General features: G+C 66.2%; 23 protein-coding genes. 8 read left to right on the top strand and 15 right to left on the bottom strand.

Annotated features, from left to right (window positions below; all coding sequences use genetic code 11):
* Positions 1-100 precede the first annotated feature (100 nt).
* Both H3Z74_RS16710 and H3Z74_RS16705 read right to left on the bottom strand, forming a co-directional pair.
* Positions 101-499 carry a lysozyme inhibitor LprI family protein gene (locus H3Z74_RS16710; protein ID WP_187760707.1) on the bottom strand — a complete coding sequence of 133 codons (399 nt, stop codon included), beginning with the start codon at positions 497-499 and terminating at the stop codon, positions 101-103.
* 94 nt (positions 500-593) lie between these two features.
* On the bottom strand, positions 594-2,222 hold the full coding sequence (locus tag H3Z74_RS16705; RefSeq protein ID WP_229726635.1) for a VgrG-related protein: 1,629 nt from the start codon (positions 2,220-2,222) through the stop codon (positions 594-596).
* A gap of 245 nt (positions 2,223-2,467) precedes the next feature.
* On the opposite strand from H3Z74_RS16705, the gene H3Z74_RS16700 reads away from it, so the two are divergent.
* A complete protein-coding gene (locus tag H3Z74_RS16700) occupies positions 2,468-2,809 on the top strand; it encodes a hypothetical protein (protein ID WP_187760705.1) in 342 nt (113 codons plus the stop codon).
* A gap of 610 nt (positions 2,810-3,419) precedes the next feature.
* On the opposite strand, the gene H3Z74_RS16695 is transcribed toward H3Z74_RS16700, so the two are convergent.
* The 4 genes from H3Z74_RS16695 to H3Z74_RS16680 form a co-directional block, all read right to left on the bottom strand.
* A complete protein-coding gene (locus H3Z74_RS16695) occupies positions 3,420-5,498 on the bottom strand; it encodes an alpha/beta hydrolase family protein (RefSeq protein WP_187760704.1) in 2,079 nt (692 codons plus the stop codon).
* 87 nt (positions 5,499-5,585) lie between these two features.
* The gene (locus H3Z74_RS16690; RefSeq protein WP_187760703.1) at positions 5,586-6,080 is read right to left on the bottom strand and encodes a hypothetical protein; all 495 of its coding nucleotides are present in this window, start codon (positions 6,078-6,080) and stop codon (positions 5,586-5,588) included.
* A 2-nt stretch (positions 6,081-6,082) separates the two neighbouring features.
* A complete protein-coding gene (locus tag H3Z74_RS16685; protein ID WP_187760702.1) occupies positions 6,083-7,486 on the bottom strand; it encodes a hypothetical protein in 1,404 nt (467 codons plus the stop codon).
* Between the two features lie 158 nt (positions 7,487-7,644).
* Entirely contained in the window at positions 7,645-8,436 is a 792-nt protein-coding gene (locus H3Z74_RS16680; RefSeq protein WP_187760701.1) for a LytTR family DNA-binding domain-containing protein, read from the bottom strand.
* Positions 8,437-8,613: 177 nt separating this feature from the next.
* Here H3Z74_RS16680 and H3Z74_RS16675 point away from each other — a divergent pair, with 177 nt between their 5' ends.
* Positions 8,614-9,567 carry an alpha/beta hydrolase family protein gene (locus H3Z74_RS16675; RefSeq protein WP_187760700.1) on the top strand — a complete coding sequence of 318 codons (954 nt, stop codon included), beginning with the start codon at positions 8,614-8,616 and terminating at the stop codon, positions 9,565-9,567.
* Here H3Z74_RS16675 and H3Z74_RS16670 read toward each other — a convergent pair.
* From H3Z74_RS16670 to H3Z74_RS16655, 4 genes are all read right to left on the bottom strand, one after another.
* Positions 9,527-11,098, bottom strand: a complete 1,572-nt coding sequence (locus tag H3Z74_RS16670; RefSeq protein WP_187760699.1) for a PH domain-containing protein — start codon at positions 11,096-11,098, stop codon at positions 9,527-9,529. The two genes, H3Z74_RS16675 and H3Z74_RS16670, sit on opposite strands and share 41 nt — an antisense overlap.
* Entirely contained in the window at positions 11,092-11,568 is a 477-nt protein-coding gene (locus H3Z74_RS16665) for a PH domain-containing protein (RefSeq protein WP_187760698.1), read from the bottom strand. Before H3Z74_RS16665 ends, H3Z74_RS16670 begins: the two co-directional genes overlap by 7 nt.
* A 110-nt stretch (positions 11,569-11,678) precedes the next feature.
* Positions 11,679-12,281 (bottom strand): hypothetical protein, encoded by a 603-nt coding sequence (locus H3Z74_RS16660; RefSeq protein WP_187760697.1) that lies wholly within the window; start codon positions 12,279-12,281, stop codon positions 11,679-11,681.
* A gap of 128 nt (positions 12,282-12,409) precedes the next feature.
* Positions 12,410-13,036, bottom strand: a complete 627-nt coding sequence (locus H3Z74_RS16655) for a glutathione S-transferase family protein (RefSeq protein WP_187760696.1) — start codon at positions 13,034-13,036, stop codon at positions 12,410-12,412.
* A 105-nt stretch (positions 13,037-13,141) separates the two neighbouring features.
* Between H3Z74_RS16655 and H3Z74_RS16650 the strand changes: the two genes are divergently transcribed.
* The 3 genes from H3Z74_RS16650 (at position 13,142) to H3Z74_RS16640 (ending at position 15,583) form a co-directional block, all read left to right on the top strand.
* Entirely contained in the window at positions 13,142-13,864 is a 723-nt protein-coding gene (locus H3Z74_RS16650) for a helix-turn-helix transcriptional regulator (RefSeq protein WP_187760695.1), read from the top strand.
* Positions 13,865-14,081: 217 nt separating this feature from the next.
* Positions 14,082-14,855, top strand: coding sequence for an SDR family NAD(P)-dependent oxidoreductase (locus tag H3Z74_RS16645; RefSeq protein WP_187760694.1), 774 nt, complete (start codon positions 14,082-14,084; stop codon positions 14,853-14,855).
* Between the two features lie 35 nt (positions 14,856-14,890).
* The gene (locus tag H3Z74_RS16640; RefSeq protein WP_187760693.1) at positions 14,891-15,583 is read left to right on the top strand and encodes an aspartate/glutamate racemase family protein; all 693 of its coding nucleotides are present in this window, start codon (positions 14,891-14,893) and stop codon (positions 15,581-15,583) included.
* Between the two features lie 48 nt (positions 15,584-15,631).
* Here the strand turns inward: H3Z74_RS16640 and H3Z74_RS16635 are convergent, their stop codons facing one another.
* The gene (locus tag H3Z74_RS16635) at positions 15,632-17,029 is read right to left on the bottom strand and encodes an aminotransferase-like domain-containing protein (protein ID WP_229726634.1); all 1,398 of its coding nucleotides are present in this window, start codon (positions 17,027-17,029) and stop codon (positions 15,632-15,634) included.
* Positions 17,030-17,144: 115 nt separating this feature from the next.
* Between H3Z74_RS16635 and H3Z74_RS16630 the strand changes: the two genes are divergently transcribed.
* Complete coding sequence (locus H3Z74_RS16630) at positions 17,145-18,005, top strand: DMT family transporter (RefSeq protein ID WP_187760692.1); 861 nt, start codon at positions 17,145-17,147, stop codon at positions 18,003-18,005.
* A gap of 3 nt (positions 18,006-18,008) precedes the next feature.
* Here the strand turns inward: H3Z74_RS16630 and H3Z74_RS16625 are convergent, their stop codons facing one another.
* Positions 18,009-18,887: a LysR substrate-binding domain-containing protein gene (locus H3Z74_RS16625; protein ID WP_229727094.1), complete on the bottom strand. Its 879-nt coding sequence runs from the start codon at positions 18,885-18,887 to the stop codon at positions 18,009-18,011.
* A gap of 65 nt (positions 18,888-18,952) precedes the next feature.
* On the opposite strand from H3Z74_RS16625, the gene H3Z74_RS16620 reads away from it, so the two are divergent.
* A complete protein-coding gene (locus tag H3Z74_RS16620; RefSeq protein ID WP_187760690.1) occupies positions 18,953-20,884 on the top strand; it encodes a TonB-dependent receptor domain-containing protein in 1,932 nt (643 codons plus the stop codon).
* Between the two features lie 152 nt (positions 20,885-21,036).
* On the opposite strand, the gene H3Z74_RS16615 is transcribed toward H3Z74_RS16620, so the two are convergent.
* Positions 21,037-21,723, bottom strand: coding sequence for an FMN-dependent NADH-azoreductase (locus H3Z74_RS16615; RefSeq protein WP_187760689.1), 687 nt, complete (start codon positions 21,721-21,723; stop codon positions 21,037-21,039).
* 85 nt (positions 21,724-21,808) lie between these two features.
* On the opposite strand from H3Z74_RS16615, the gene H3Z74_RS16610 reads away from it, so the two are divergent.
* Positions 21,809-22,780 carry a LysR substrate-binding domain-containing protein gene (locus H3Z74_RS16610; protein ID WP_187760688.1) on the top strand — a complete coding sequence of 324 codons (972 nt, stop codon included), beginning with the start codon at positions 21,809-21,811 and terminating at the stop codon, positions 22,778-22,780.
* On the opposite strand, the gene H3Z74_RS16605 is transcribed toward H3Z74_RS16610, so the two are convergent.
* Positions 22,743-23,117, bottom strand: coding sequence for a hypothetical protein (locus H3Z74_RS16605; RefSeq protein WP_187760687.1), 375 nt, complete (start codon positions 23,115-23,117; stop codon positions 22,743-22,745). The genes H3Z74_RS16610 and H3Z74_RS16605 overlap by 38 nt on opposite strands.
* Before the next feature lie 54 nt (positions 23,118-23,171).
* Complete coding sequence (locus H3Z74_RS16600) at positions 23,172-23,966, bottom strand: hypothetical protein (protein WP_187760686.1); 795 nt, start codon at positions 23,964-23,966, stop codon at positions 23,172-23,174.
* Positions 23,967-23,988 lie beyond the last annotated feature (22 nt).

Genomic DNA, 23,988 nt, shown 5'->3' with positions numbered 1-23,988 from the left:
ATTCGGCACCCTCATCCTCATTGCCCGGTATGGACGCAGCGATAGGCGGGCACGATCTGGTGATCTGGTTTCTCGCCTTGGTCTGATCGTCAAAAAGGCTTTATTGGGTCTCTAGCCATTCGGTGCGTTTCCACGTGTAACGGGTCAAGCATGTCCGAAACATATGGTCCCACGCGCCCGGTTTCAAAGCATTTGCTTCGGCCCGGAAAGCATTCGCTTCGGCCTGGCAGTTCTGATCGCGTTCTTGGATCCACAGACGTTCCGATGCGCGCAGCCTCTCGCGCTGGGCAGGCGAGGACCGTTTCATGACGATCGCATATCGGCGGCTGAGCGCCGCGTCGCGCGCTTTCAACTCGGCTTTGCTGCACTGGGCATAGTCCGCATCGAAATCAGGACTTTCGGCTGCCGCGTCAACACATCTGTCGAAAGCTTTGCCGATGGCATCATAAGGGCTGGAATAGTGGGCCTCGGCGGCGAGAAGTAACGTCAGAAGCAACATTGGTCCCACCCCATGGCTGGCAAACATGTACCAGTTGCAGCCTATGGGGATTGGAACATTATGGCAACATCTTAATGGGGAAAGTGTCGCAACCTCACGGCACCCGCGCCGCACGGCGTCGTTCGTCGCGGAGCATCTGCTGCGCCGCCGCGCGTTCGCTCGGATAGCGATTCTTGATGACATCGGTGAGTTGTTTCACCTGGCCCTGCAGCTTGTTCTTTTTGTCAGGGCGGCGTTCTAGGTTTGCTACGTTAGCCTGCCTGTTACGTTCCGCCGTTACATAGGCAATTCGCGCATCATAGATATTGTCGATCAACGCTGCGTCGTAACCCGGATCGGTGCGCAAAAATGCCGCATCGGTGGCGTTCACGGCGCGATTCAGAAATCTCACTGCGCCGCCATGCTGCACCGCGGCCGACCACACCGCATTGCGAACTGCCTGGCTGCGCGAATTGAAGTTGAGGCCGTCTTTCTTTTTCGCGCGGATTGCCGCGACGACGGGGCTGTAATGAGTCTTGAGGATGAAAGCGTGCTGTGCCGCCTGAAAGGTGTCGCGGTCGCGCACTGCGATCTCTCGCCAGCGTTTGCTGAAAGCCGGCGTGCCCGGCGTCAGTCCCCGAAATTTCTCTGCCCAGGCCTTCGCTTCGCGGCTTTCGACGAATTTCTTTGCCATGCCCTTATTGGTCGAAAGCTGATAACTGCCATAAGATATACCGCCGGCATCACCTTGACCTGTCGAAATGGTGCCCGGCCCACGCCCACCGGTTTCGTAGTGCGATGACAGAGCGCCCAATGCCGCATCCGAATCGGTGACGACTGTGTTGCGGCGCGGGTTGGCGGTGATCACGATGTCGGGCCCATAGCCCCGCTCGTCGAGCCATTGGGTCAGGCGATCGGCGAACTGCCGCGTATTGGTGCGAGTCTGGTCGGCTTGGGCATAGGCACGCGCCTGGTCCCTGACCGCCGCGATACGGTCGAAATCTCCGGAATTGGTGAAATTCTCCACTGTTGGTTCAAGGGAGAATTCGCTGATATGATTCTCTAGCCAGTCGGGTGCGTCCGGATTTTCGGCGCGACGGAGAAAGGCCGTGGCGATATCGCCGCTGCCGTTGGGGCCAGGTGACACCAGATCGCGGGGATTACGGGCTGCCCCGCCCTGTGCCGGGCTGGTTGCTTCGGTGCCGGTGTCGTCATTCTCGATCGCCGCCGCGTCGTCGATCGATCGCAGCATCGCTTCATCAAGCCGCAAGCCGGGCGACGTGATCTGATGGTCTGGCGCAAGATCATTCCCTGTCGGTTGGGCAAGGGACGCCATATTGGTGAGGCCCGCCCAAAAAACACTGGCGGGAATGGCGTCGCCTTGCGGAAGGGGGTCACTGACCGGGAGCTGCGGTGCTACTTGACGCCGTGCCGAGGCTCGACTGCGGAGTCCGTGCGCCCGTGCCGCGCGATTCAGTGCGTCGTCGATTTCCTCATCGGTCGGCAAGCGCGTACCGCCGGTCAGCACGGTCAGATCGGTCATCATCCGCGTATAAATTTGCATCGTCAGGCGGCGGCGGGCCACGCCCGGGTCGGATGCGGTGCGCTCGTCCGTGCCTGGGCCGATATCCGCGCCAATCATGGCATCGCCTAGCTTGGGGGTCGGATCGTCATCGGTCCCGGCGACTGGCTCGATGACTGGTTCAGCGGCTGGTATTATGTTCCGGACGGGGATGGCCGGCATGTCTTCGAATGGATTGGGCATGGCAAATCCTTGATCTGATGGCCAGCCTGATCGTGCTGGATCCCGATAGCGACGTTCCGCAATGCTGGTGTGGGCGCAGAATCGACCGGGTTGAATCGAGCGCGGTCATCGAGCGGGGGTTGGGAACATGATACGGTCGGATCGGTGCCACCGCCTCTTGAGTGCCATCCTCAAGAGAGTAAAATCACCCGGAGTCGAAAGATCGACGGATGGGAGAGAATGCGATGATCAGGATCATGGCCGTGGCCGGTTTGGCAATAGCGATGGGTGCCGGCGTGGCGTTACCGGCACAGGCGAGTGGCACCGGCGCCTTCGCCTATTGCACCCTGAAGGATTACGACAAGGAGCAGATCCATTTCTCCTCGATTTATCAGGGACCGAGCGACAAGGCGACCGCGGATGCCTATTCCAAATATCTGACCAAGACAGTGCCGGGGATCAGCGGACAGGCGATCTGCTGGGCGAGCGCCAGCGCTGCCGACGCAAAGGCCCATATGGCCGACAAGAAGGACAGCGAGTCGGGCTGGAAGATGGTCGACAATGACTGGAAGCCGGGCACGGAATAGGCCGACCCCGCACATCCGGGACAAATGACGGCCAGGGTGCGGCATGACTTTGACCGTCGATTCAACCTGACGAATGATCGTGGGAGAGCGGTCGCGGGCGCGAAGCCTTCGGGCTTTTCGCCCGCGCTCTTTCTCATGACTGGAAGACTTTTTGCTGCTGACTGTTCCGGCCCGAACAGCCAGCGTGCTCGCTGTTCCTGACTGTTCCGTTCGCTGTTATGCTGGCTGTTACCTGGCTGTTATTCGGGAACAGCCAGACCCCTGCAAGATACTAAAATAGCTACATATTCTGGCCGGAAAATCCAATTTAACAGCCAGTAAAATTCATTTCCCGAAATAACAGCCAGGAACAGCCAGCAGGCCGCACCGATGCTTGGTGCGCCATCGGCTTGGCCGGAAACACCTTCCCCGTACATGCTGAGCTTGTCGAAGCACCGTCCTTCTTGTCCTGCGTCGGAGAGAGAAGAGCAGCCTTCGACAAGCTCGGAGCGAACGGAAGGGGGGTGGGCAACTCAGCACGAAATCGCTCTGATGTTTGATCCCGTTGTGCTGAAGCGCCGCCCGATCGCAACTCAGGCCGATGCCGATAGGCCCGGATGCCTTACCCGCCTCATGGTACATCCTTGCGCGCCGCCGCGAGCGGGTCAGGTTCCCCGGCAAAGGCGGCGCGCAGGAAACCGAACATACGGCGGCGCAGATCGACGCCGTGCCATGGCTCCTGGCTGACCATCGCGCGGAAATTGCCGCCGGTCTCGCCATGGCCTTCGCGCGGATAGACGACCAGAGCGACCGGCACATGGGTCTGTTTCAGCGCGCGGTACATTTCGAGCGACTGGCCGAGCGGGTCGGTGACGTCCTTGTCGCCCTGCAGCAGCAGGAACGGCGTCTTGGCGGTGGCGACGGTCGATAACGGGCTCTGGCGCCACGCATCGGCGAAGTTGATCCACGGCTTGCCGTAATACCAGCGGTCGTAGAAGCTGCCGTCCTCCGTGCCATATTCGCTGAACTGGTTGATCACCGGCGCGCCCGAGACGATCGCCTTGAACCGGTCGGTCTTGCCGACGACGAAGCCGGCCATTTCCCCGCCATAGCTATAGCCGATCAGCGCCATGCGACTGGCGTCGAGCGGATGGCTTTTGAGCACCGCATCCACGCCGGTCATCACGTCGCGGTAATCGGCTCCGCCCATATCATTCTTGTTCGCCGCGGTGAATTTTGCACCATAGCCGGTGCTGCCGCGGATATTGGGCTGGAACACCGCCCAGCCTTCGGCGACCAGCATCTGGACGAGATTGTCATAGCCGTCCTGGAAACGACCGGCCGGGCCGCCATGGATGCTGACCACCAGCGGCGCTTTCTTGCCTGGCGCGATCGTGGGCAGATAGAGCAAGCCTTCGATCGTCAGCCCTTCATTCTGCCAGCTGATCAGGTGCGACGGCACTTTGGGCCAGCGCGCCGGGACCAGGGCGGGCGCGGCCAGCGCGACCGGTTTCGCATTGAGGCGGGGCAGCAGCATCGCCGTGGTCGGCTGAGTCGGCCCGGCGGTGAGGAATGCCCAGCCACTCTGGCGCGCATTGGTGGCGGGGGCGAAGGCGACCGGCTGGCCGGTTTCGATCCAGCTCACCGCGCCCGTGCGAGTCGACATGCGGGCCAGCCGGGTGCGCGTGTGTACGCCGATCGCCATCAGCAGGTCGCCGTCGGGCAATATCTCATAGTCTCCGGGAATTTCGCCATCGAACCCGCGGGTCAGGTTCTTCACCTGTCCGTTCCCCAGGTCCTTCACGATCAGGTCGTTGCAACGCGGGGGGGCATCGTCGGCGCATTGATCGGTATAGACCAGCCGGTTCCGGCCGGGGAGGAAGGCAACGCCCTTTGCGGTACGCGGCACATCGATCGGCGACACCGCCAGCGTGGCCGGATCGATCCGCCAGAAGCGTGCATCCGGCCCGGTCTCGTCGGAATCAGGATCGGTCGCGACGACCAGATCGGCGCCGTCGAACGACCAGTCGACCGTGCTGAACACGCCACCGACCGGCACCGCGCGCGCCGCACCGGTCGCGGTGTCGACCAGATAGAGATGCGTGCGGTGGTCGGGAATGTCATGGGCATAGCCATCATCCTTGCGCTCGCGCCGCGCCTTCACTTCCGCCGTTTCCGGATCCTCGGCCCATAGCGCAATGGTGCGGCCATCGGGCGATACGGCATAGCCGGAGACGGGCAGCGCGTCCTTCATTGCCGCGCCGTTCCAGCGCGCGGTCAGGGCCGTGCCGGCCTTGCCGAGCTTAAACTGGTCGGGCTCGCCGCCGGCGGTCGGCAAGCGGTAGAGCGCGCGGGCACCGTCGCGTGTCGCCAGGAACAAGATCGATCCATCGGGCAGGAAGCGCCCCTCGCTTTCGCCGCGTTCGCCGGTGCGGAAGGTCAGCTGGCGCGGCGCTGCGCCGGGCGCAAGCAGCCAGAGATGCGGCAAGCCGCCGTTCGCGGTGGTCTCGGTGATCGCGGCGAGCACGCTGCGGCCGTCGGGCGCCAGCGCGATCCCGCGCATCGCGCGCACCTCGGTACGCACTTCCTCGTTCATGGCGAAGGGCGGCGGATCGGCGGCGGCCACTGGCCAGGCACCGGTGCTGGCCAGCATGAGCAGCGCCGCCAGGCGCACGCGCCGCCATGTTCCGTTCCGCAACCCCGTCGTCATCCCGCACGCTCCCTGTTTCCTGTCCGGCAATAGCAGACGAGTCCGGCGGCTAAGTAAACCGCCATTGGCGCCCGGGATCACAGGAAATCAGTGTGCGGTATCCTTGGGCGGATCTCGGTCGACCGCGTCGGCGCCGGTCGGCAATTCGCAAGACGGCCCCGGTTTCTTTGGCACATAGCCGAATCGGCGCGCGAGGATCGCCTGGTCGGCGAGCGAGAGGCTGCGGAGGAGTGCGATCTTCCGCTCGGCGCGTGCGGTGGCCCGCCGGGCATCCTCCCGCGCCTCTTCCGTGATTGCCCGCTCGAGCCGCGCCAGGTCGAGTGGTTCGGTCGCGGCGCCATCAGCGAGTTCGCGCTGCATTGCCCGGCGGCGCTGGGCATCGGGGGAGTTGAGCCATCGATCGCGCACCCAGTCGTCCGCGACGAGCGTTGCGCCCGACGGCGACATGCAGTCGTGGAGCAGCCGTCGGCGATAATTCTCTCGACTGACCAGATTGGTGTATATCTCCGGTGCCGGCGGGGCTGGTTGCGGCACCGGTGCAGCTTGGGCGGTCGTGATCAGGACAAGCAGCGCATTGAACATGATCACACTCCCTTCCGCTCATATCCCGGCGCAAGCTGCGCAAGCAGCGCGACATAGAACAGGCACACCGTCGGCAGCAGATAGCGTGCCGGATCCGCGACGCCGAACACCAGCAGCATGCCGAAATTGCCCAGGCCGATCGCCGCCGGGAGTAGCGCGCCGAGCCTGACGTCCGTGCGCCTCCGCAGCCAGCCGAACAGCAATATCGCCAGTGAACCGACCAGCGCGACCGATTGTATTTTCGGATAGCGCAGCAGATGCACCTCCAGCCATTGGAACGCTGCGGTCGCGGGGCCCGCCCGCCAGAGCTGGACCGGGCGGTTGGCATGGAGCCGCGCCATCATCTCGCGCCGTTCCGCCAATGCCGTTGCCGAGGCCGCATCATTGACCGCGTCGCCGGCGATGCCCCAGCTCGCATGGTCCTGCGAGCGCACCAGATATCCCGCATAGCTCAGCCGGTGCCCGGCATAGGCGAGCGGGTGGGTGAGGATTTCAAGCGCCCAGCGGCGCTTGAGCGGCGCGTCGAGCCGATCATAGGCGGCGGAATAGCCGGAACAGGGTCCCCAGGGCGCGAACGGATCCCACATATTGGGCAGGAAGCAGCTTGCGACCGGCGGCAGCTGCGCCGTCGGCCAGCCGGGTACCTTGGCGAAGGCGTTCGCCCCAGTGCGCAGCGAGATCGCCGCAAGGTCGAAGATCACCAGCTGTTTGTCGGGATGCATGTCCTTCGCGCCGAACAGATGGGCATCGACCGCGCGGTTCAGCGGCACGGCGAGTGCTCCAAGCAGCAGGGTCGTCGTGACGATGGTGGCATAGAGTCTGAACGAGTGCAGGAAAAAGGGCAGCAGCAGAGCAATACCGAGCACGAAGGTCAGGAAGTTGGGCGATTTGATCAGCAGTACGAGCATGACCAGTATCGCGAGTGCGGCGGCAGGCACATAGCTGAGCCGGGTATGCAAGGCATGGCGAAGTAGCTGGACGAGGATCAGCAGCGCGCCGAGGGTGGCGACATCCTTGCCGATCGAGCCGAAGCTCCCCGCCAGCACCACGCGCAGCAGCAGCTCGAGCGCGAGCGTCAGCCGGCCCCGGGGCGTGGGCGGTACGCGCGGCAGGAAGCCGGCGAAGAGGCCGAGCAGCAGCGACTGGACCAGCAGCGCGCCGGCCGGTTGCCCGAGCAGCCCGCCGGGCAGGCTCCACAGCCAGCCGAGCGTCGGCGAGTGCCAGTTGCCGAGCTCGCCGCGCGCGGTCATCGTGATGACCGCGTAGAGCGAGTCCTGGTTGAGCCGTCCCGGATAGCTGACCGCGAAGCAGAGGGCGGCAAAGGCGATGGCGGCCGGCCAATGGAATGCCAGTGCCGGATCGGAGAAGCGGGGACTGGTGATGCGCTTGCCGATCGCGCGGGGCATGGCGAGGCTCAAGCCTATTGATCGCACAGCGATGTCCGCACTCTGTGCGATCCGTCCATGACGATCCTTCCCCGCAACCCGATTGCCCCGGGGAGGATCATATCCGCGGCGATGCAGTGGCGCCAGCGGCACCCGCATGGGATCGCGGGGGGCCATGGTCAGACGGCGGCGGACGCAAGCCAGCCGGCGTCGCGCAACAGGCCGACCCGCGCGCGCGACACCGGCGCCTCCAGGCCGCCGTCCAGTCTGAGCCGCAGGTTCCGCCCGTCCTCGACCATGCCGGTGATGGCCGATCGCGCGACCCACCATGACCGGTGCGTCTGCACGCCCTCGACATCCTTCAACCCGGTGATCGCCTGGGAGAGCGACATCAGCACCAGTGCCGAGCCATGCGCGGTGTGTACCCGGACATAATGGTCCTCCATCTGCAGGCACCTTATGTCACGGCCCAGATGCGCGGGCAGGCGATCGCGCGGATCGGCCGAGGCCGGATCGGGTTCGATATCGGGGGGTGTGCCGGGTATCGCGCCGCGTTCCAGGGGCCGCGTCCGCCACAGCATGCCGAGGGTGACCAGCGCGCTGAGCAGCAGGCACTGGCCATACCATTCCAACCAGCTTACGCGCGCGATCATCGGCCAGAGCCGGAGGGCGAGTATCCGGCTGGCCATGGCGGGCAGGACGGCAAGGATGGCGATGGCGGGCGGCGCCCATAGCCAGACAGGGAGGGCGCGGCGACCGGCCCAGGCCGACAGGAACGGCACGCCGATGCCGAACGCCAGCCAGCCGATCCACAGACAGGCGACCCAATAAGCGATTCGGACCGGCAGGATGGCGTTGAAATAGCTGCCGAACGGCCCGATCGCGCCCAGCGCCACGCCCAGCAGGGTCGATACGGCAACGCCCGTCGCTACCTTGTGCCAGCTCTTTTGCCATGTGCCCGCCGAGTCCATCACCGGACTCTAGACCGGGACGCGATGATGCACAGCCGGAAGATGGCAACAGAAGCGGAGGCCAGCGACCGTTCGCCCGATCGCGAACCCGTTCGCCGGTTCGCGCAGACGCGCTGGCCGACGGGCGGGCGCGGGGTCACCACCCGCCAGTCCCGTCACTCCGGAGAAAATCCCCCGATGCCCATCCCGCCCCTGATCGTCGCACTTGCCATGTTGTCCGCGTCCCCGACGCCCGACGCCGTATCGGCTCGAACGCCTCAGGCTCCGCCGCCGGTAGCAGCGGCGTCCGATACGATCTCCTTCGCCCGCTACGTCCTGCCCGATGGTACCGCGCCCGCAATCGAGGCCGGTATCTGGGCACCACGCGACCTATCGGCGCGGCTGCGTCCGCTGGTGGTTATTTCGCACGGCACTGGCGGTGACTTTCGCAGTCATCACGATATGGCGGAAGCCTTGGCGCGGGCCGGGTTCATTGTCGCTGCGTTGACCCATGGCGGCGACAATTGGCGCGACCGCAGCCGGACCACCGACATGGCCGGTCGCTCACGCCAGCTTTCCGTGCTGATCGATTATATGCTCGATACCTGGGAGGGCCGCGCCGCAATCGACCCGAAACGCATCGGCGCGTTCGGCTTCTCGGCCGGCGCCTTTACTGTGCTGATCGCAGCGGGTGGCACGCCCGATCTGACGCGCGTGGCCGAGCATTGCCGGCTGCATCCGGCATTCTACGACTGCAAGTTGATGGCGGCGCACCCAGCCAGGGCCGAAAGCGCACGCTGGATTCATGACACGCGCATCAAGGCGATTGTCGCAGCGGCCCCCGCGCTTGGCTTCACTTTCACACGGCGCGGCCTTGTCGGGGTGACCCGGCCCGTGCAGTTGTGGCAGGCCGGGGCCGATCGGGTCCTTCCAGCGCCCTGGTATGCCGAGCCGGTGCGTGACGCCTTGCCTGGCGCGCCGGAATTCCACGACGTCGCGGGTGCTGACCATTTCGATTTTCTGCCGCCCTGTGCGGCGCCGCTCGCCGCTGCGGCTCCCGTGATCTGCGCTGCCACGCCGGGGTTCGATCGCGCCGCCTTTCACGAGCGGTTCAATCGCGAGGTGACGCGCTTCCTGCTGGCGACGCTGTAAGCGGAGCAGCGCCCGGCAAGCCCGCCCGGCGAATGCGCCGGGTCAGTTCGGCCAGCAGCGCGAGCGCATCGCGCGCATTCAGGTCATGGATGTCGGGGCCGTCGAACAGGCCGGCACCCGCCGTGTCGATCCGCACACTGGCCAGGCCGAGGCGGCGCTGGATCCAGCCGCGGCTGAGCGAGATCGACTGGATGCGCGCCATCGGCACCACCCATAAGGTGCGCCCGACCACGCCGCGCTGGACCTGGAGCAGGTCGCCATTGAGTGCGTACCGGTGATGCCTGCGCCGCAACAGCGCGATCCCCAGCAGCGGCAGGAGCAGAGGCAGGGCGAACAGCGCGACGACCTTCCACAGTGCCGCCGCTGCGATCACCAGAGCGGGGAGGGCGACGTTGCGCAGCACGGCGCGCCATACATGCCGTTGCGATACCTGAGTCATGTCAGCCGGATCGACCCGGCTCAAGCGAAGCGCCGCCAACAATCGGTCGACTTCGTCGGGCCGCGCGAGCGGCGCCAGGTCCTGGCGCCCGGTCGCGCCCTCGCCGCCGAGCAACTGGCCGCGCAGCTGCTGCCAGCCGAGCCGGCGACGAACCGGCCCCGTGTCGATCGCGGCAAGCTGGATACGCGGCAGCGCGATCACCGCCTCGCTGCGTGTCAACAAGCCGCGCACCCGGCGCAGGCGCCCGCCATCGTCCGACAGGGTGAAGCCATGGTCCCGCAGCATGGTCTGGATCAGGCCGGCCGCCACGCCGAGTATCAGGATCAGCGCCGCGCTGCTCGCAAGGGCGGTCGCCACGGACCCGTTTGAACGCGAAGCGATCATGCCGGTGCGCGCGGCTAGGGTCCGCAACAGCGTTTCGTCGTCGAAGCCGAGTGCGGGGCCAAGAAACTGCAGCGCACCGAACCCGACCGCGATCCACACCAGCGAGAAGTTGAACAGACCCCAAAGCAGCACGCGCCGGCTGTCCATTGCGAACAGGACCGCGGCTGCTGATCCGGGCACGGCCTTGGGGTCAGGTTGGTGCTCCGGCTGATGTTCCGCTTGATGCTGTGACGCTTCCGCTCCGGACGGCGCCGCATGTTGTCGGCGCAGCACCGCGCGCAGCCGTTCCGCCTCGGCCACCGACACGCTGTCGAGCTTGCCCTCGTCCTGTCCCGACCCGCCGGTCTCTAGCGACAGGGTTGCCAGCCCGAACAGTCGTTGCAGCAGGCCTTGTTCGATCCCGGCATCGGCGATGCGCTCATAGGGAATGGTCCGACGATTGCGGCCGAGCACGCCGCTCTCGATGACCACCGCGTCGTCGGTCAGCATATAGGTGAAGCGGCGCCACGCGATCCAGCGCAGCGCTGCGGCGCCGATGAAGGCGATGGCGGCGATCCCGAGCACCAGCATCAGGCTCATGCTCGATGTCACCGCCAGCACGGCCGGCAGGCCAAGCAAGGTCGAGGGCGCACCCCGGATGATCGCCACCAGCATGGTGGCCGGATGGAGGCGCCGCGGTTCTTCTTCCACGCCGGCGTTGCTCACCATTGTTCGGCCTTGATATGGGCGCGGATGGTATCGCGCAGGCTTTCGGCGGTCGCGCGGCTCACGCCTGGTAGCGTGACGGTGGCATGGGCGGTGCCGGCGGTGTGGAGAACGAGGCGCGCGACGCCGAGCGCACGTTCGAGCGGTCCCTGCGCCACGTCGATATGCTGGACCCGGCCGAGCGGCACGACGGTATGGACTCTGGTCCAGACGCCGTGCGCGACATGCAATTCATTCTCATCCAGCGCCCAGCCCCATGCCGCCCAGCGCCGGCGCGGGGCGACCACCAGCGACCAGAGCGCAACCAGCCCGAGGGTGAGCGCAATGGGCCAACCGGGCCAGGCGAATTCGGTGCGGGCGGCATAGCCCGCCGCCAATCCCCCGGCGGCGAGCGCTAGCGACGGGACCAGCGCTGCCACATGCATGACGATGCGCTGGCCGGTTTCGAGTGGGGCAAGGGGGACAGGAGTCATCGCGGATCTGCTCTTGTTACGGCGGCACGCGAGCCGGTGGCCCTCATGGTCGCCGAATGGGATGGGCCCGACGTTGACAGGTCAGCCGGGATTGGCAACCCAGCCCGCCTCTATTTGAAATCGCTCATCCGCTCGACCGCGCGGACCTGATCCTGCGCGCAGGATTCGACCATCGCCCAGTCCGGGATCCCGTCGCTTTCCCAGCGCGCGCGGCACACCGATAGCGCGGCCTCCATCGCCTTGCCCTGATAAGCCTTTTTGAGCAGCGCGAAGCTGCGATAGCCGATCGCCTGATCCTGCATGCATTCTCCTGGCGCCTTGGGCAGGCGCTGGATGCCGGGGGTGGTTTCGGTCTCCTGCACCTTGCACAGCCGATCGGCGGCCATGGCATCGAAGGTACCGGGGAGGCGCGCAGCATCGGCCAGCGGGGCGCTCTCTTCCTCAAGGCAGGACGCGGACATCTGCCAGTCGACCAGCTGATCCTCGGTCCATTTCGCCAGGCACTTCTGGCTGACCGGCTCGGCCGCGGCGCCGAGATGCGCGGCCAGCAGGAAAAATCGCCGCCGCCCCTCCAGCTGCCGCTCCATGCAGGTCAGCTGTTCGTTCAGATCGCCTTCGCGCGCATCCTTCAGGCAGAGCTTCGCGGCCATCGCGGAATCGAAGCCGGGCTGAACCGTGGTGGCGGCCGCAAGCGCGACAAGGGAAAGGAACATGGGGCCTCGCTAGGGTCTGGTGACCGCATGACTAGTGCGAGGCGGGGCGAGAACGGTCAACCGTCATCGGAGTGAAGCGATCGGGCAAAGGCCAGTGGGGGCGCCGCCATCACGGCGCCCCATGACCTTCATGCCGCCTCGGCTACGTCCTGCGGCGCATCTTTGGCGCAGGCTGCGGCATGCGCCGGACGGTCGGCGATGCGAGCGAGGTAAGCATCGAGCACGGCATTCTCCGGCAGCACTTCGCGGCCCCAGCCGATCGTCGCGCCGATCATCACATCGACCGCAGTGAAGCGATCGCCCATCAGATAGGGTCCGGTGGCCAGCGCCTGGTCGATCCGCTGCATCACGGCGACGAGCGAGTCCGCCGTGCGTGGATTCTCCAGCGCGTTGGGAACGAATTTGAGCATCGCGACCAAAGGCTCGAACTCGCTGGCGTTCCAGGCGAGCCAGGTCAGGAAAGCACCGCGATCGGCGACGCCGGCCGGTGCGCCGATCCCGGCTGCAGGATGGAGATCGGTGAGATAGATCGCGATCGCGATACCCTCGGTTACCAGGGTGCCATTGTCGATGATCGCCGGCACCTTGCCGTCGGGATGGGCATTGCCTGCGGCGCGCGATGCGACGCCACCGTCACCCGGGCCGCCGCCATAGACAATCGGCACATATCGCGTCTCATAAGGCACGCCCAGTTCTTCGAGCAGCCACATGGTGCGGCCCGAGCGACTCTGGGGGGCGTGGTAGAATGTCAGCATGATCGGATCCTCCATGGCGCCGGCGGGGTGCCGGTGCGGTGAAGCTTGACTAGTATAGGGCTGCTGCCACCATGCTGTCAGCATCCTGCCATTATGCGGATTTTCATGAGACGCGCAGACCGACTTTTCCAGATCATCCAGGTGTTGCGGCGAACCCGTCACCCGATCACCGCCGACGCCATCGCGCTTGAGCTCGAGACGTCGAAACGCACCATCTATCGCGATATCGCGACACTGATGGGACAGCGCGTGCCGATCCGCGGCGAGGCCGGGGTTGGCTATGTGCTTGATGGCGGGTTCGACATGCCGCCGTTGATGCTGACATCGGACGAGCTGGAGGCGGCAGTGCTTGGTGCGCAATGGGTGCGCACGCAGGGCGACCGCGCGCTGTCGAAAGCGGCCGACGATCTGATCGCCAAGCTCGCCGCGACGGTGCCGGAGGCGCTGCGCTCGCTGCTGCTGGAACCGGTCGTCGGCACGCCGCCGCGCTGGCGTACCGCGCCGGCCGAGAGCATCGATGTCGGGCAGTTGCGGCTATGGTGCCGGCGCGGCAACAAGCTCGCGTTGGTTTATGCCGACGACCAGGGCCGCGGCTCGACCCGCACGATCTGGCCGTTCCTGGTCGGCTATCGTGACGCGGTGCGGGTGGTGATGGCGTGGTGCGAACTGCGTGAGGATTTCCGCACCTTCCGGCTCGACCGGGTGAAGGAGGCGGCGTTTCTGGAGGAACGCTATCGCGAGCGCCCGGCCGCGTTGCGCGCGCGCTGGATGAAGCTCATGAAGGCACGGTATCAGGAGGTGATGGCGGCGCGGGGTGAGGCAGGTTAGCGCGCCATCAGACGGTGGCTCGCGACGCGACGAGGTTTCAATCCGCGTTCGTGAGAACGGGTCGCCTGTCCAGCCAGGGACGCTTCCCCGGCGAAGCGTCCGTTATTGAGCTTGTAACCGCACTGTACGAATATCCGAACAGGCTGTGCTGATTCAAGCCAATTATCGCACGAACTCCTGCTGCCTATATCGCCGCTCAGCACTCAGGAGACAGTAGATGACCGACATCCCGACCAATCCATCACGCATCGCCATCGTTACTGGCGGCAGCCGCGGGCTGGGCCGTAATACCGTGCTCAACATTGCACAACGCGGTATCCGGGTGATCTTCACCTATCACGCCAATCGCGAGGAAGCGGACAATGTCGTCGCTGCGGCCGGGGAGGCGGGCGGGCGCGCCGTAGCGCTGCAACTCGACACCGGCAATGCCGGCAGCTTCGATGCTTTCATCGCCGCACTCCGGCCGGTCCTGGCTGACTTCGGCGCGGACCGTTTCGACTATCTCGTCAACAATGCCGGGATCGCACACCATAACAGCTTCGCCGAGACGACCGAGGCCGAGCTCGACCATGTCTTCAACGTCAATTTCAAGGGCGTGTTCCTGCTGACGCAGAAGCTGTTGCCGCTGATCCATGATGGCGGGCGGATCGTGAACATCTCGACCGGCCTGACTCGCTTCACCACCCCCAACAGCATTCCCTATGCCTCGCTGAAGGGGGCGCTCGAGGTATTCACCCGCTACCTCGCCAAGGAACTCGGACCGCGCGGGATCACCGTCAATACCGTCGCACCGGGCGCGATCGCCACCGATTTCAGCGGCGGCATGGTGCGCGACAATCCGGCGGTCAACAAGATGGTCGCCGACATCACGGCACTCGGCCGGGTCGGCGAACCCGATGATATCGGACCGATGATCGCGTCCTTGCTTTCCGATGACAATCGCTGGGTCACCGGTCAGCGCATCGAGGTATCGGGCGGCATGGTTCTCTGATTGCAATCATGCCCCGAGGCTTTACGCCTTGGGGCATGAAGATGATCGGCCTGATCGGCGGCATGAGCTGGGAAAGCTCGGCCGAATATTATCGCCTGCTCAACCAGGGGGTGCGCGGCCGACTGGGCCCGACCGCATCGGCGCGGTGCCTGCTATGGTCGTTCGATTTCGCCGAAATCGAGCGGCTGCAACATCAGGGCGACTGGCCGGCGCTGACTGAATTGATGATCGATGCCGCGCGCCGGCTCGAAGGTGCGGGAGCGGAGCTGCTGCTGATCTGCACCAACACCATGCATCTGATGGCGGACGATGTGCAGGCGGCAGTGTCGGTGCCGCTGCTGCATATTGTCGACCCCGCGGCAGAGCAGATCAAACAGGCTGGTTTTCACCGCATCGGCCTGCTCGGCACCGCCTTCACTATGGAGCAGGATTTCTACACCGGGCGGCTTGCCGAGCGGCACGGGCTCGAGGTGCTGGTGCCCGACACGGATGACCGCGCGACCGTACACCGCATCATCTACGACGAACTGATCGCCGGTATGGTCACTCCGGCGTCGCGCGAGGCATATCGCGGGGTGATCGCGCGGCTGGTCGCGCGCGGAGCCGAGGCGATCGTCCTGGGCTGCACCGAGATCATGCTGCTGGTCCGGCCGGAGGACAGCGCCGTGCCGCTGTTCGACACCACGACGCTGCATGCCCGCGCCGCCGTTGCACAGGCGCTTGATTAGGGCGTCGTCCATCTTGTCAAAGGCGTGTCCAGCGGTTCTGGTGGTGAGCTAACGAGGCGCGGACAACGCGTCGCGCAGAACGGCCATCACCCGGTCATCGTCCGACTGGGCGACGTTGAAACGGATGAAGTCTCCGGCCGTTTGCGCGACGCTGAACACATTGCCCGGCGCGATCACCACGCCGCGGTCCAGGCAATAGCGCGCGATATCGGCTGAATCCTGTCCCTCGGGCAGGCGGCACCAGAGATAGAAGCCGCCGCGCGGCATGATCCACGGTATGATGCCGAGCGGGGCGAGCCGGTCGGCAACGGCCTGGCGCGCATGGCTCAGCCGCCGGCGCAGTTCCTCGACATGCTTGCGATAGCTGCCGCCGGCGAGGATCGAAGCGATCACCTCGGTCGCGACCGGGCTGGGGCCGCCAAAGCTGGTGGCGACCTGCAGATCGACCAGCCCCTCGATCCAGTCGGTGCGGCCGGCAATATAGCCGCAGCGTACCGAGGCCGAGAGCGTCTTGGAGAAGCTGCCGATGCGGATCACGCGGTCGAGCCCGTCGAGAATGGCAAGCCTCGGCGCCGGCGATGGCTCGAAATCGGCGAAGATATCGTCCTCGATGATCGTCACGCCGTGTGCGGCGGCGAGGCCGAGCAGGCGGTGCGCAGTCTGTGGCGAAAGGCTGGCGCCGGTCGGGTTATGCAGCGCGGAATTGGTAATGTAGAGCCGCGGTCGCTCCGCGGTGAGCGCGGCTTCGAATGCGGCAAGGTCCGGGCCATTGGGGGTGAAGGGCACACCGATCAGCCGCACCTGATGTGCGCGGAGCAAGGCCTGGAAGTTGAAATAGCACGGGTCGTCGACCAGCACCGTGTCGCCGGGCCGCAACAGGAAGCGGCAGATCAGGTCGATCGCCTGAGTGCCCGATCCGGTCAGCATCAGCTGGTCCGGCGCGGCCTCAAGCCCCTCCTCGGCAAAACGCGCCAGCAACAGCCGGCGCAACGTCGTCGACCCGCGGGTACTGCCATAATGCGACAGCAACGCGCTGTCGGTCCGGGCGAGTGCACGCAAGGCGCGGCGCAGCGCGGCCTGCGGCATCCAGTCCGCCGGCAACCAGCCGCATCCCGGCATCAGCGCTGATGGATCGGCATCGAGCGACTGGCGCGACACCCAGAAGGGATCCACCGCCGGATCGCGTCGCACGCCCATATCGGCCAGCGCCATGGGCGGGGCCTTGTTACCCGAGACATAGAAGCCGGCGCCGCGCCGCGCATGGATCAGCCCCTGCGCGGCGAGCCGGTCATAGGCCTCGACCACGGTCGACGGGGAGACGTGCATCGTCTCGGCAAAGCCGCGCACCGAGGGCAGCCGCTCGCCTGCGCCAAGTGCGCGATTGGCGATCCGCGCGGTGATCGCCGCCATCAGCGCTTCGGTGCGCGTCGTGGCTGCTTCTGTCATGCCGGACTCCACATTGTATCGGTCAATGCGCCCATACAGTTTTATCGAACTGTACCATAGTGTCCCTGTCGATATCGCCTGCGCGCGCCTAGCCGGGTCGCGAAAGCGAGGACTCATGGAACGGACGACAGCGGGTTGGGGCAGTGGATTTCTGGGCGTGCTTATCTTCAGCGGGTCGCTGCCCGCGACGCGTGTCGCTGTAGCCGACCTTTCGCCCTTGTTCCTGACCTCCGCGCGCGCGGTGATCGCGGCACTGCTTGGCGCGCTGTTTCTCCGCCTGCTGCATCAGTCGCGGCCGGCCCGGAGCGACCTGGTGCCGCTGGCGATTGTCGCGATCGGTGTCGTGCTCGGTTTCCCGCTGCTCACCGGGCTTGCGCTGCGCCATATCACGGCTGCGCATTCGATCGTGTTTGTCGGGCTGTTGCCGCTCGCCACCGCGATCTTCGGCGTGCTGCGCGGGGGCGAACGGCCACAGCCGGCATTCTGGCTCTTCTCGACCATCGGCGCAGCGACCGTCGCGGGTTTCGCGTTGTATCGCAGTGACGGCGGAGAGGTGGCTGGCGACCTGCTGATGATCGCGGCGATCCTGCTGTGCGGCCTTGGTTATGCCGAAGGCGCGACGCTCTCGCGCCGGCTTGGCGGGTGGCAGGTGATCAGCTGGGCGCTGCTGCTCGCGTTGCCGCCGATGATGCTGATTGCGCTGCTCAGCGTACCGGCGAACTGGGCCGGGGTCGGCGTGCCGGCATGGATCGGTCTCGCCTATGTCTCGATCTTCTCGATGCTGATCGGTTTCGTCTTCTGGTATCGCGGACTGGCGCTGGGCGGGATTGCCGGGGTCGGCCAGTTGCAGCTGCTGCAGCCCTTTTTCGGGCTGGTGCTGGCCGCGCTGCTGCTGCACGAGCCGGTCGCCTGGACGATGATCGCATCGACCGTCGTCGTGGTATTATGCGTGGCGGGGGCGAAGCGCTTCGCCTGATGGTCAGCGCAGCGCCATGATCCGTTCGGCGACGATCGCGACCGCCGCGCGTTGATCGGTTTCGGCGGTACAGAGATAATGGTGCGCCGGATTGTCCAGCGCCTCGCTGCCCGGCAGCAGCACCAGCGCGCCACTGTCGAGTGATGGCTGAGCGATCGGCAAGCGGAGCAGTGCGACGCCGAGCCCGGCGGCAGCGGCGATCAGCAGCGTGTCGTAATCCTCGAAGCGGCGGTCCTGCCAGCGCGGGTGATAGCTCAGCCCGGCGGTGCCGAACCATGACCGCCACTGCGCGGTGTCGGAATCGTGCAGCAATGGATGCCGCAACAGATCGGGTGCGCGCCACGCCGGTCCCAGTTTCGCGGCCAGCGCCGGAGACGCGGCCGGGACGAGCCGCTCGCTGAGCAGCAACCGGGCGGTCAGTCCTTGCCAGTTTCCGCGACCATAGCGGATCGCCACATCCGCTTCGCGCGCGCCGAGATCATTGGGACGATGATCGGTCAGCAGGTCGATATGGATGTCGCCGCACTCGATCTCGGCCAGGCGCGGGATCAGCCAGAGCCGCGCAAAGGATGGGACCGCGCTCAACCGCAAGGTCTGGCGTCCCCGCCATGGCCGCCATTGCTGCGCGCTTCGCGACAGCGCACCGAGGCTGGCGCGGGCCTCGGCAGCGAAGCGCTGGCCGGCCGGGGTCAGCGTCACTCCGCGGCCGTGCCGCTCGAACAATGCAGTGCCGAGCCACGCCTCGAGCCCGGCGATCCGCCGGCTGACCGAGCCATGGGTGATGCCGAGCGCCTCCGCCGCACCGCTGAACGACCCGGCATCGGCGGCGGCGAGCAGCGCAGTCAGACCGTCGAGCGGCGGCAGGGCGGCATCGCTGTGCATATAGCGCACATCTCATCATCGATCGGTGCGCTATGTCAACGCCTCGCACTGCCTAGTCTGACGGCATGGCCCTGCATTCTTCCTGTCTCGCCCCGATCCCGCTGATGCTCGCGATCGCCGGGCTCACCCCCGCGCCGGCGCTGGCGCAGCGCGTGCAGGACAATGCCGTCACCGATGCCGAGGATGCGTTCGGCTCCAATGATGGCGGGGAGGAACTGGGCATTTACGGTCCGACCGACGTGCGCGGCTTTTCACCGATCGATGCCGGTAATGTGCGGCTCGAGGGGCTGTATATCGACCGGCAGGGTGATCTCAGCCCGCGGCTGGTCGAGGGCAACCGGATCCGCATCGGGCCGTCGGCGATCGGCTATCCCTTTCCCTCGCCCTCGGGGATCGTCGATTACCGACTGCGCACGCCCGGTGCGCGGCTGGCGGTGAGCGCGGTGACTCAGGTGCACAGTTTCGGCGGCGCGCTGATCGAAGTCGATGCGCAGGTGCCGCTGGCCGGCGAAACGCTCGGCCTGGGCATCGGGGTGAGTCAGGCGCATAATGAATATGCCTCGGGCAACAATGCCGATATCCTCAGCACTGCGCTGATCGGGGTATGGCGGCCGGCGCCGTCGATCACGATCAAGCCGTTCTGGAGCCGGGTGCGGATCGTCGATGAGGACATCTTCCCGATCATCATCGGCAATGGCGTCACGCCGCCGCCGCGGATGCGCCGTCGCCAGTTCGTCGGGCAGCACTGGGCCGATGTCGAGACCGAACGCTTCAATTACGGCGCGATCGGGCAAGGCCGGATCGGCGATTTCAATGTCCGCGCGGGGGCATTCCGATCGGTCACGCGGATCCTGGAATCGCACAGCGTGCTGCTCGATGCGGCGCCGCCCGGCACGCTGGCGGCGCGGCGCGTGGTGGGCGCGCCACCGCGCGCCAATGCCTCGACCAGCGGCGAGATTGGCGTGTCGCGCGGGTTCGGGAGCAAGACGGCGCAGCATGAGCTGATGCTGACGGTGCGCGCCCGTGCGCAGCAGCGCCGCTATGGCGGGTCGGACTCGGTGTCGATTGGCGCGGCGCCATTCGACACGCCGCTCTATGTGCCGCGCCCGACATTCGACTTCGGCCGCAGCAGCGACGACCGGGTGCGGCAATGGACAGTGGGAGTAGGCTATCTCGGCCGCATCACCGGGCTGGGTCAGGTCAGTCTCGGGCTGCAGCGCAGCGATTATCGCAAGGCAGTGACTGCACCGGGCGGGCCGCTGCCGGTCTCACGCGATACCCCCTGGCTGTTCAATCTGGCTGCAACCGTCGATATCACTCCCGTGATCGCGCTCTATGGCGGCTATACCCGCGGGCTGGAGGAAAGCGATGTCGCGCCGGAGACGGCGTCGAACCGCGACGAAGCGCCGCCGGCGATCCGCACCCGCCAGATCGACGCCGGGGTGCGCCTGCGGCTAGGCCCAATGACATTGATTGCGGGCGGGTTCGATATCGCCAAGCCCTATTACGGCCTCGACAGCGCCAATCTGTTCCGCGACCTCGGCACCATCACGCATCGCGGGGTCGAGCTGTCGCTGAACGGGTCGCCGGTCCGCGGCCTGACCATCGTCGGCGGCGGGGTGCTGCTCGATGCGCGCGTATCGGGGGTGGAGGTCGCCAGCGGCGTGATCGGCAAGCGGCCGATCGGCACGGCGACGCACACGTTGATCGGCAGCCTGGACTGGCGGCCGGTCCGCTTCGACGCCTTCTCGATCGACCTGGGCGTCGAGCATCGCGGGCCGAGCCTGGGCGACGCCGCCAATCTGGTGAAGGTGCGGCCTTACACCACGATCGACCTTGGTGTGCGCTATCGCTTCCGGCTTGGCGGGCGGGCAGCACTGGCGCGGCTGCGCGCGACGAACCTGTTCAACAGCGATGGCTGGGACGTCAACGGCAACAACGCCTTCACCTATATCCAGTCGCGCCAGCTGATCGCGCGGCTTGCGGTCGACTTCTAGCGCAACAGCGACATGGATTGGCTCACCTCTCCCCGTTCGTGCTGAGCTTGTCGAAGCACCGTCCTTCTTCTCCCGTGTTGAAAAGAGAAGAGCGGCCCTTCGACAAGCTCAGAGCGAACGGCGAGAGTGGATCGGCCCAACTCAAAACCCGTCTAGCGCAGCGCGGCCAGCCCATCGGCCAGCCGGTCGACCCCCGCTTCGGCGGCAGCGATCGAGGCGGTGAGGCGGTCGTCGGCGAACTCGTCATATTCGATCGCGACCGTATCGGCGTCATGCAGCCCGAGATAGGCAAGCGGCACCCTCAGCCCGGCCTCGACCAGGTTCATCGCCGCCAGCCGCTGGCCCACGTCATAGCCATAATCGCCCCGCGAGGTCAGGATCACCAGCCGCTTGCCGGCGGGCAGCATTGGCCAATAGGGTTCGCCGGACCGCGCCCGGTCGAAGCCGAAGGTAACGCCGACCCGCACCACATTGTCGATCCACGCCTTGAGCGGGGCGGGCACGCCAAAATTATACATTGGCGCGCCGATGACGATCAGGTCGGCGGCAAGCAGTTCGGCGGTCAGCCGGTCGCTTTCGGCGAGCACCGCGTGCTGCGCCGGCGTGCGCCGATCGGACGGGGAAAAGGCGGCGGCGATCCAGTCGCCGCTGACCGGGGCCGGGGGCAGAGCGCCGACATCGCGATAGGTGACCTGGTCCTGCGGGCGCAGGGTCGACCAGCGATCAACGAACCGCCGGCTTAGCCGCCGGGTGTGCGAACCATGCCGGTCGCGGCCCGACAGGCCGGGCCGGGCGCTGGCGTCGATATGGAGGATGCGGCGAGAATCGGAAACATGCATGTCAAATCCAGCTCATCTGTTATTAGGTGCTGGTACGCAGATAGGAACGACTTAACCGCCATGACGAATGCGAATTTCTCAGCCAATGAATGAGTCAAATTCATCCATATCGCGCCATCGCCAGCTTCCGCCTCTGGCTGCCCTGCGGGCGTTCGAGGCGGCGGCGCGGCATGAGAGTTTCCGCCGCGCGGCGGACGAGCTGGCGGTCACACCGACCGCGATCAGCCATCAGATCCGCCTGCTCGAGGAGATCCTCGGACTGGCGCTGTTCGTGCGCCGCACACGGCAGGTCGCGCTGACCGAGGCGGGGCTGCGGCTCTATCCGACGTTGCGCGATGGCTTCGATAGTTTTGCCCGCACCATCGCCGAATTGCGCCCGCGCACCGGACGCGTTGCGGTGACGCTGAGCGCGACCACCTTGTTCACGGCGCGTATCCTGCTGCCGGCGCTGGGCAGTTTCCAGGCGCAGCACCCCGACTATAATCTGCGGCTGCACGCGTCGGACGAGGTCGCCGATCTCGCTGCGGGCATGGCTGATATCGCGGTGCGCTATGGCGCGGGGCCCTTTGCCGGGCTGGCGGCGGAGCCGTTGCTGACCGACCGCTTCGGTGTGCTGTGCAGCCCGCGGCTTGGCCTGTCCGCTCCGGCGGATCTGCGCCACACCATTTTGCTTCACACCGAATGGAAGCGCCGCGCCGGCGCGCCCGACTGGCGGCACTGGGCGCAACTCGCCGGGATGGACGATCTGCGCGTCGCGGAGGGGCCGCGCTTCACCGAGGATGGCCATGCATTGCAGGCCGCGATCGCCGGGCACGGCGCCGCAATCGCCAGCCTGGTGCTCGCCCGCGCGGAGATCGAGGCCGGGCTGCTGGTCAATCCCTTCGGTCCGGTGATCGCGGGTGCGACTTATCATGTCGTCGCGACGCCCGAAGCGATGGCGAGCGCCGATGTCCGGGCGGTGCGCGACTGGCTGAAGGGGGATCGTCGCGGCGGTGTGACGCCGGGCGATCAGGCGCGCCTCACGCGCAACCGCTCGCCAGGCCAAGCGCCCCGGTGACCAGGAACAGGGTGGTGGAGGGAAAGCGCCACGGCCGGATGCTGCCCTTCAGCGCCACCGCGGCGCTGAGCGCGCTGCACGCCAGGGCGAATATCGCGAGTGCACAGGTCAGGCCGGGGCCGATATGGCCGAGCGCCGCCGCTGCGAACAGCAACGCCATCGCTGCGATCATCAGCGTGGCGAGATGCCAGCAATAATAGGCCAGCCATTTCGCCGCTCGCGGGAGTGAGGTGTCGGCGAGCAGCGGGCGCGCGACATGCACGCCGCCGACAAAAGTATGCGTCGCCCAGGTGATGGCAGCGACCAGGCTTGCGGCCCAGAGGAGGATGTTGTGCATTGTCGCGTCGTCCTTTCCCGATCCTGCCGCGCATTGTCCCGCCCGTGTGCCCTCTTATAGCGGAGTCAGCGTCGCCAGGCCGTGGAGATAATAGAGCGCGGTATGGCCTTCATAGCCGGAATCGGTGCCGATGAAGAGCCAGAGCCGCCCGTTCGCATCGGACCTGGCCTCGAACCCGGCGGCATTTGTGGTGAGCGTCTTGGTTTCATAATCGGTCGGGCTGCATGGGCCGGTCTGTTTCGCGATATTGCCGATCACAACCGAATCCGCGCCGGGCTGCGATTGGGCCCCGATATCGAAGGCGGGACGCACCATCGTGCCGCCGACGATCCGATTGGCCGGCGGGGCGGCGAGCAACCCGGTCTTCACCACCACCGCTTCGCCCGGCGCCCCGCCGACCCCGGCGCATCCCGGCGGCGCATCGGTTGCCAGCGTCACCGACAGGGTCAGGCGATAGCGCGCACTGGGCCGCAGCCCGTCGACTGCGCGGTGGACATACATGAACACATCGTCGGACACGTTGCGGCTTTGATGGCGCAGGCCGCGCAGCGCCTGCAGCGGCACGGGCAATTCCTCATAGCGCGTGGCGAAGCCGATCGAGCCCTCCTGACCGAGCGAATAATCGGCATAGGATGAGGTCCAGCTGGCATCCGGCGCAGCAAAGGAAAAGGCAATGGTGGTCGGGGCGTGCGTCGGGCTCGGCGTTGGGGTGGGCGTGGGGGTCGGTGCCGGACCCTGCACATAATTGCCGTCACCGCACCCTGCCAGCGCCAGGCACGCGGCGAGCAGGATCGGCAGGCCGACGCGGTACCGGGCAGGAGGATGAGCGGGGCGGACTGGGTGGGTCATCGTTACAGGATCCTTCGACGCG

Source organism: Sphingomonas alpina, assembly GCF_014490665.1.
GTDB lineage: Bacteria > Pseudomonadota > Alphaproteobacteria > Sphingomonadales > Sphingomonadaceae > Sphingomonas > Sphingomonas alpina.
This window is presented reverse-complemented; position numbering and strand designations above follow the sequence as displayed.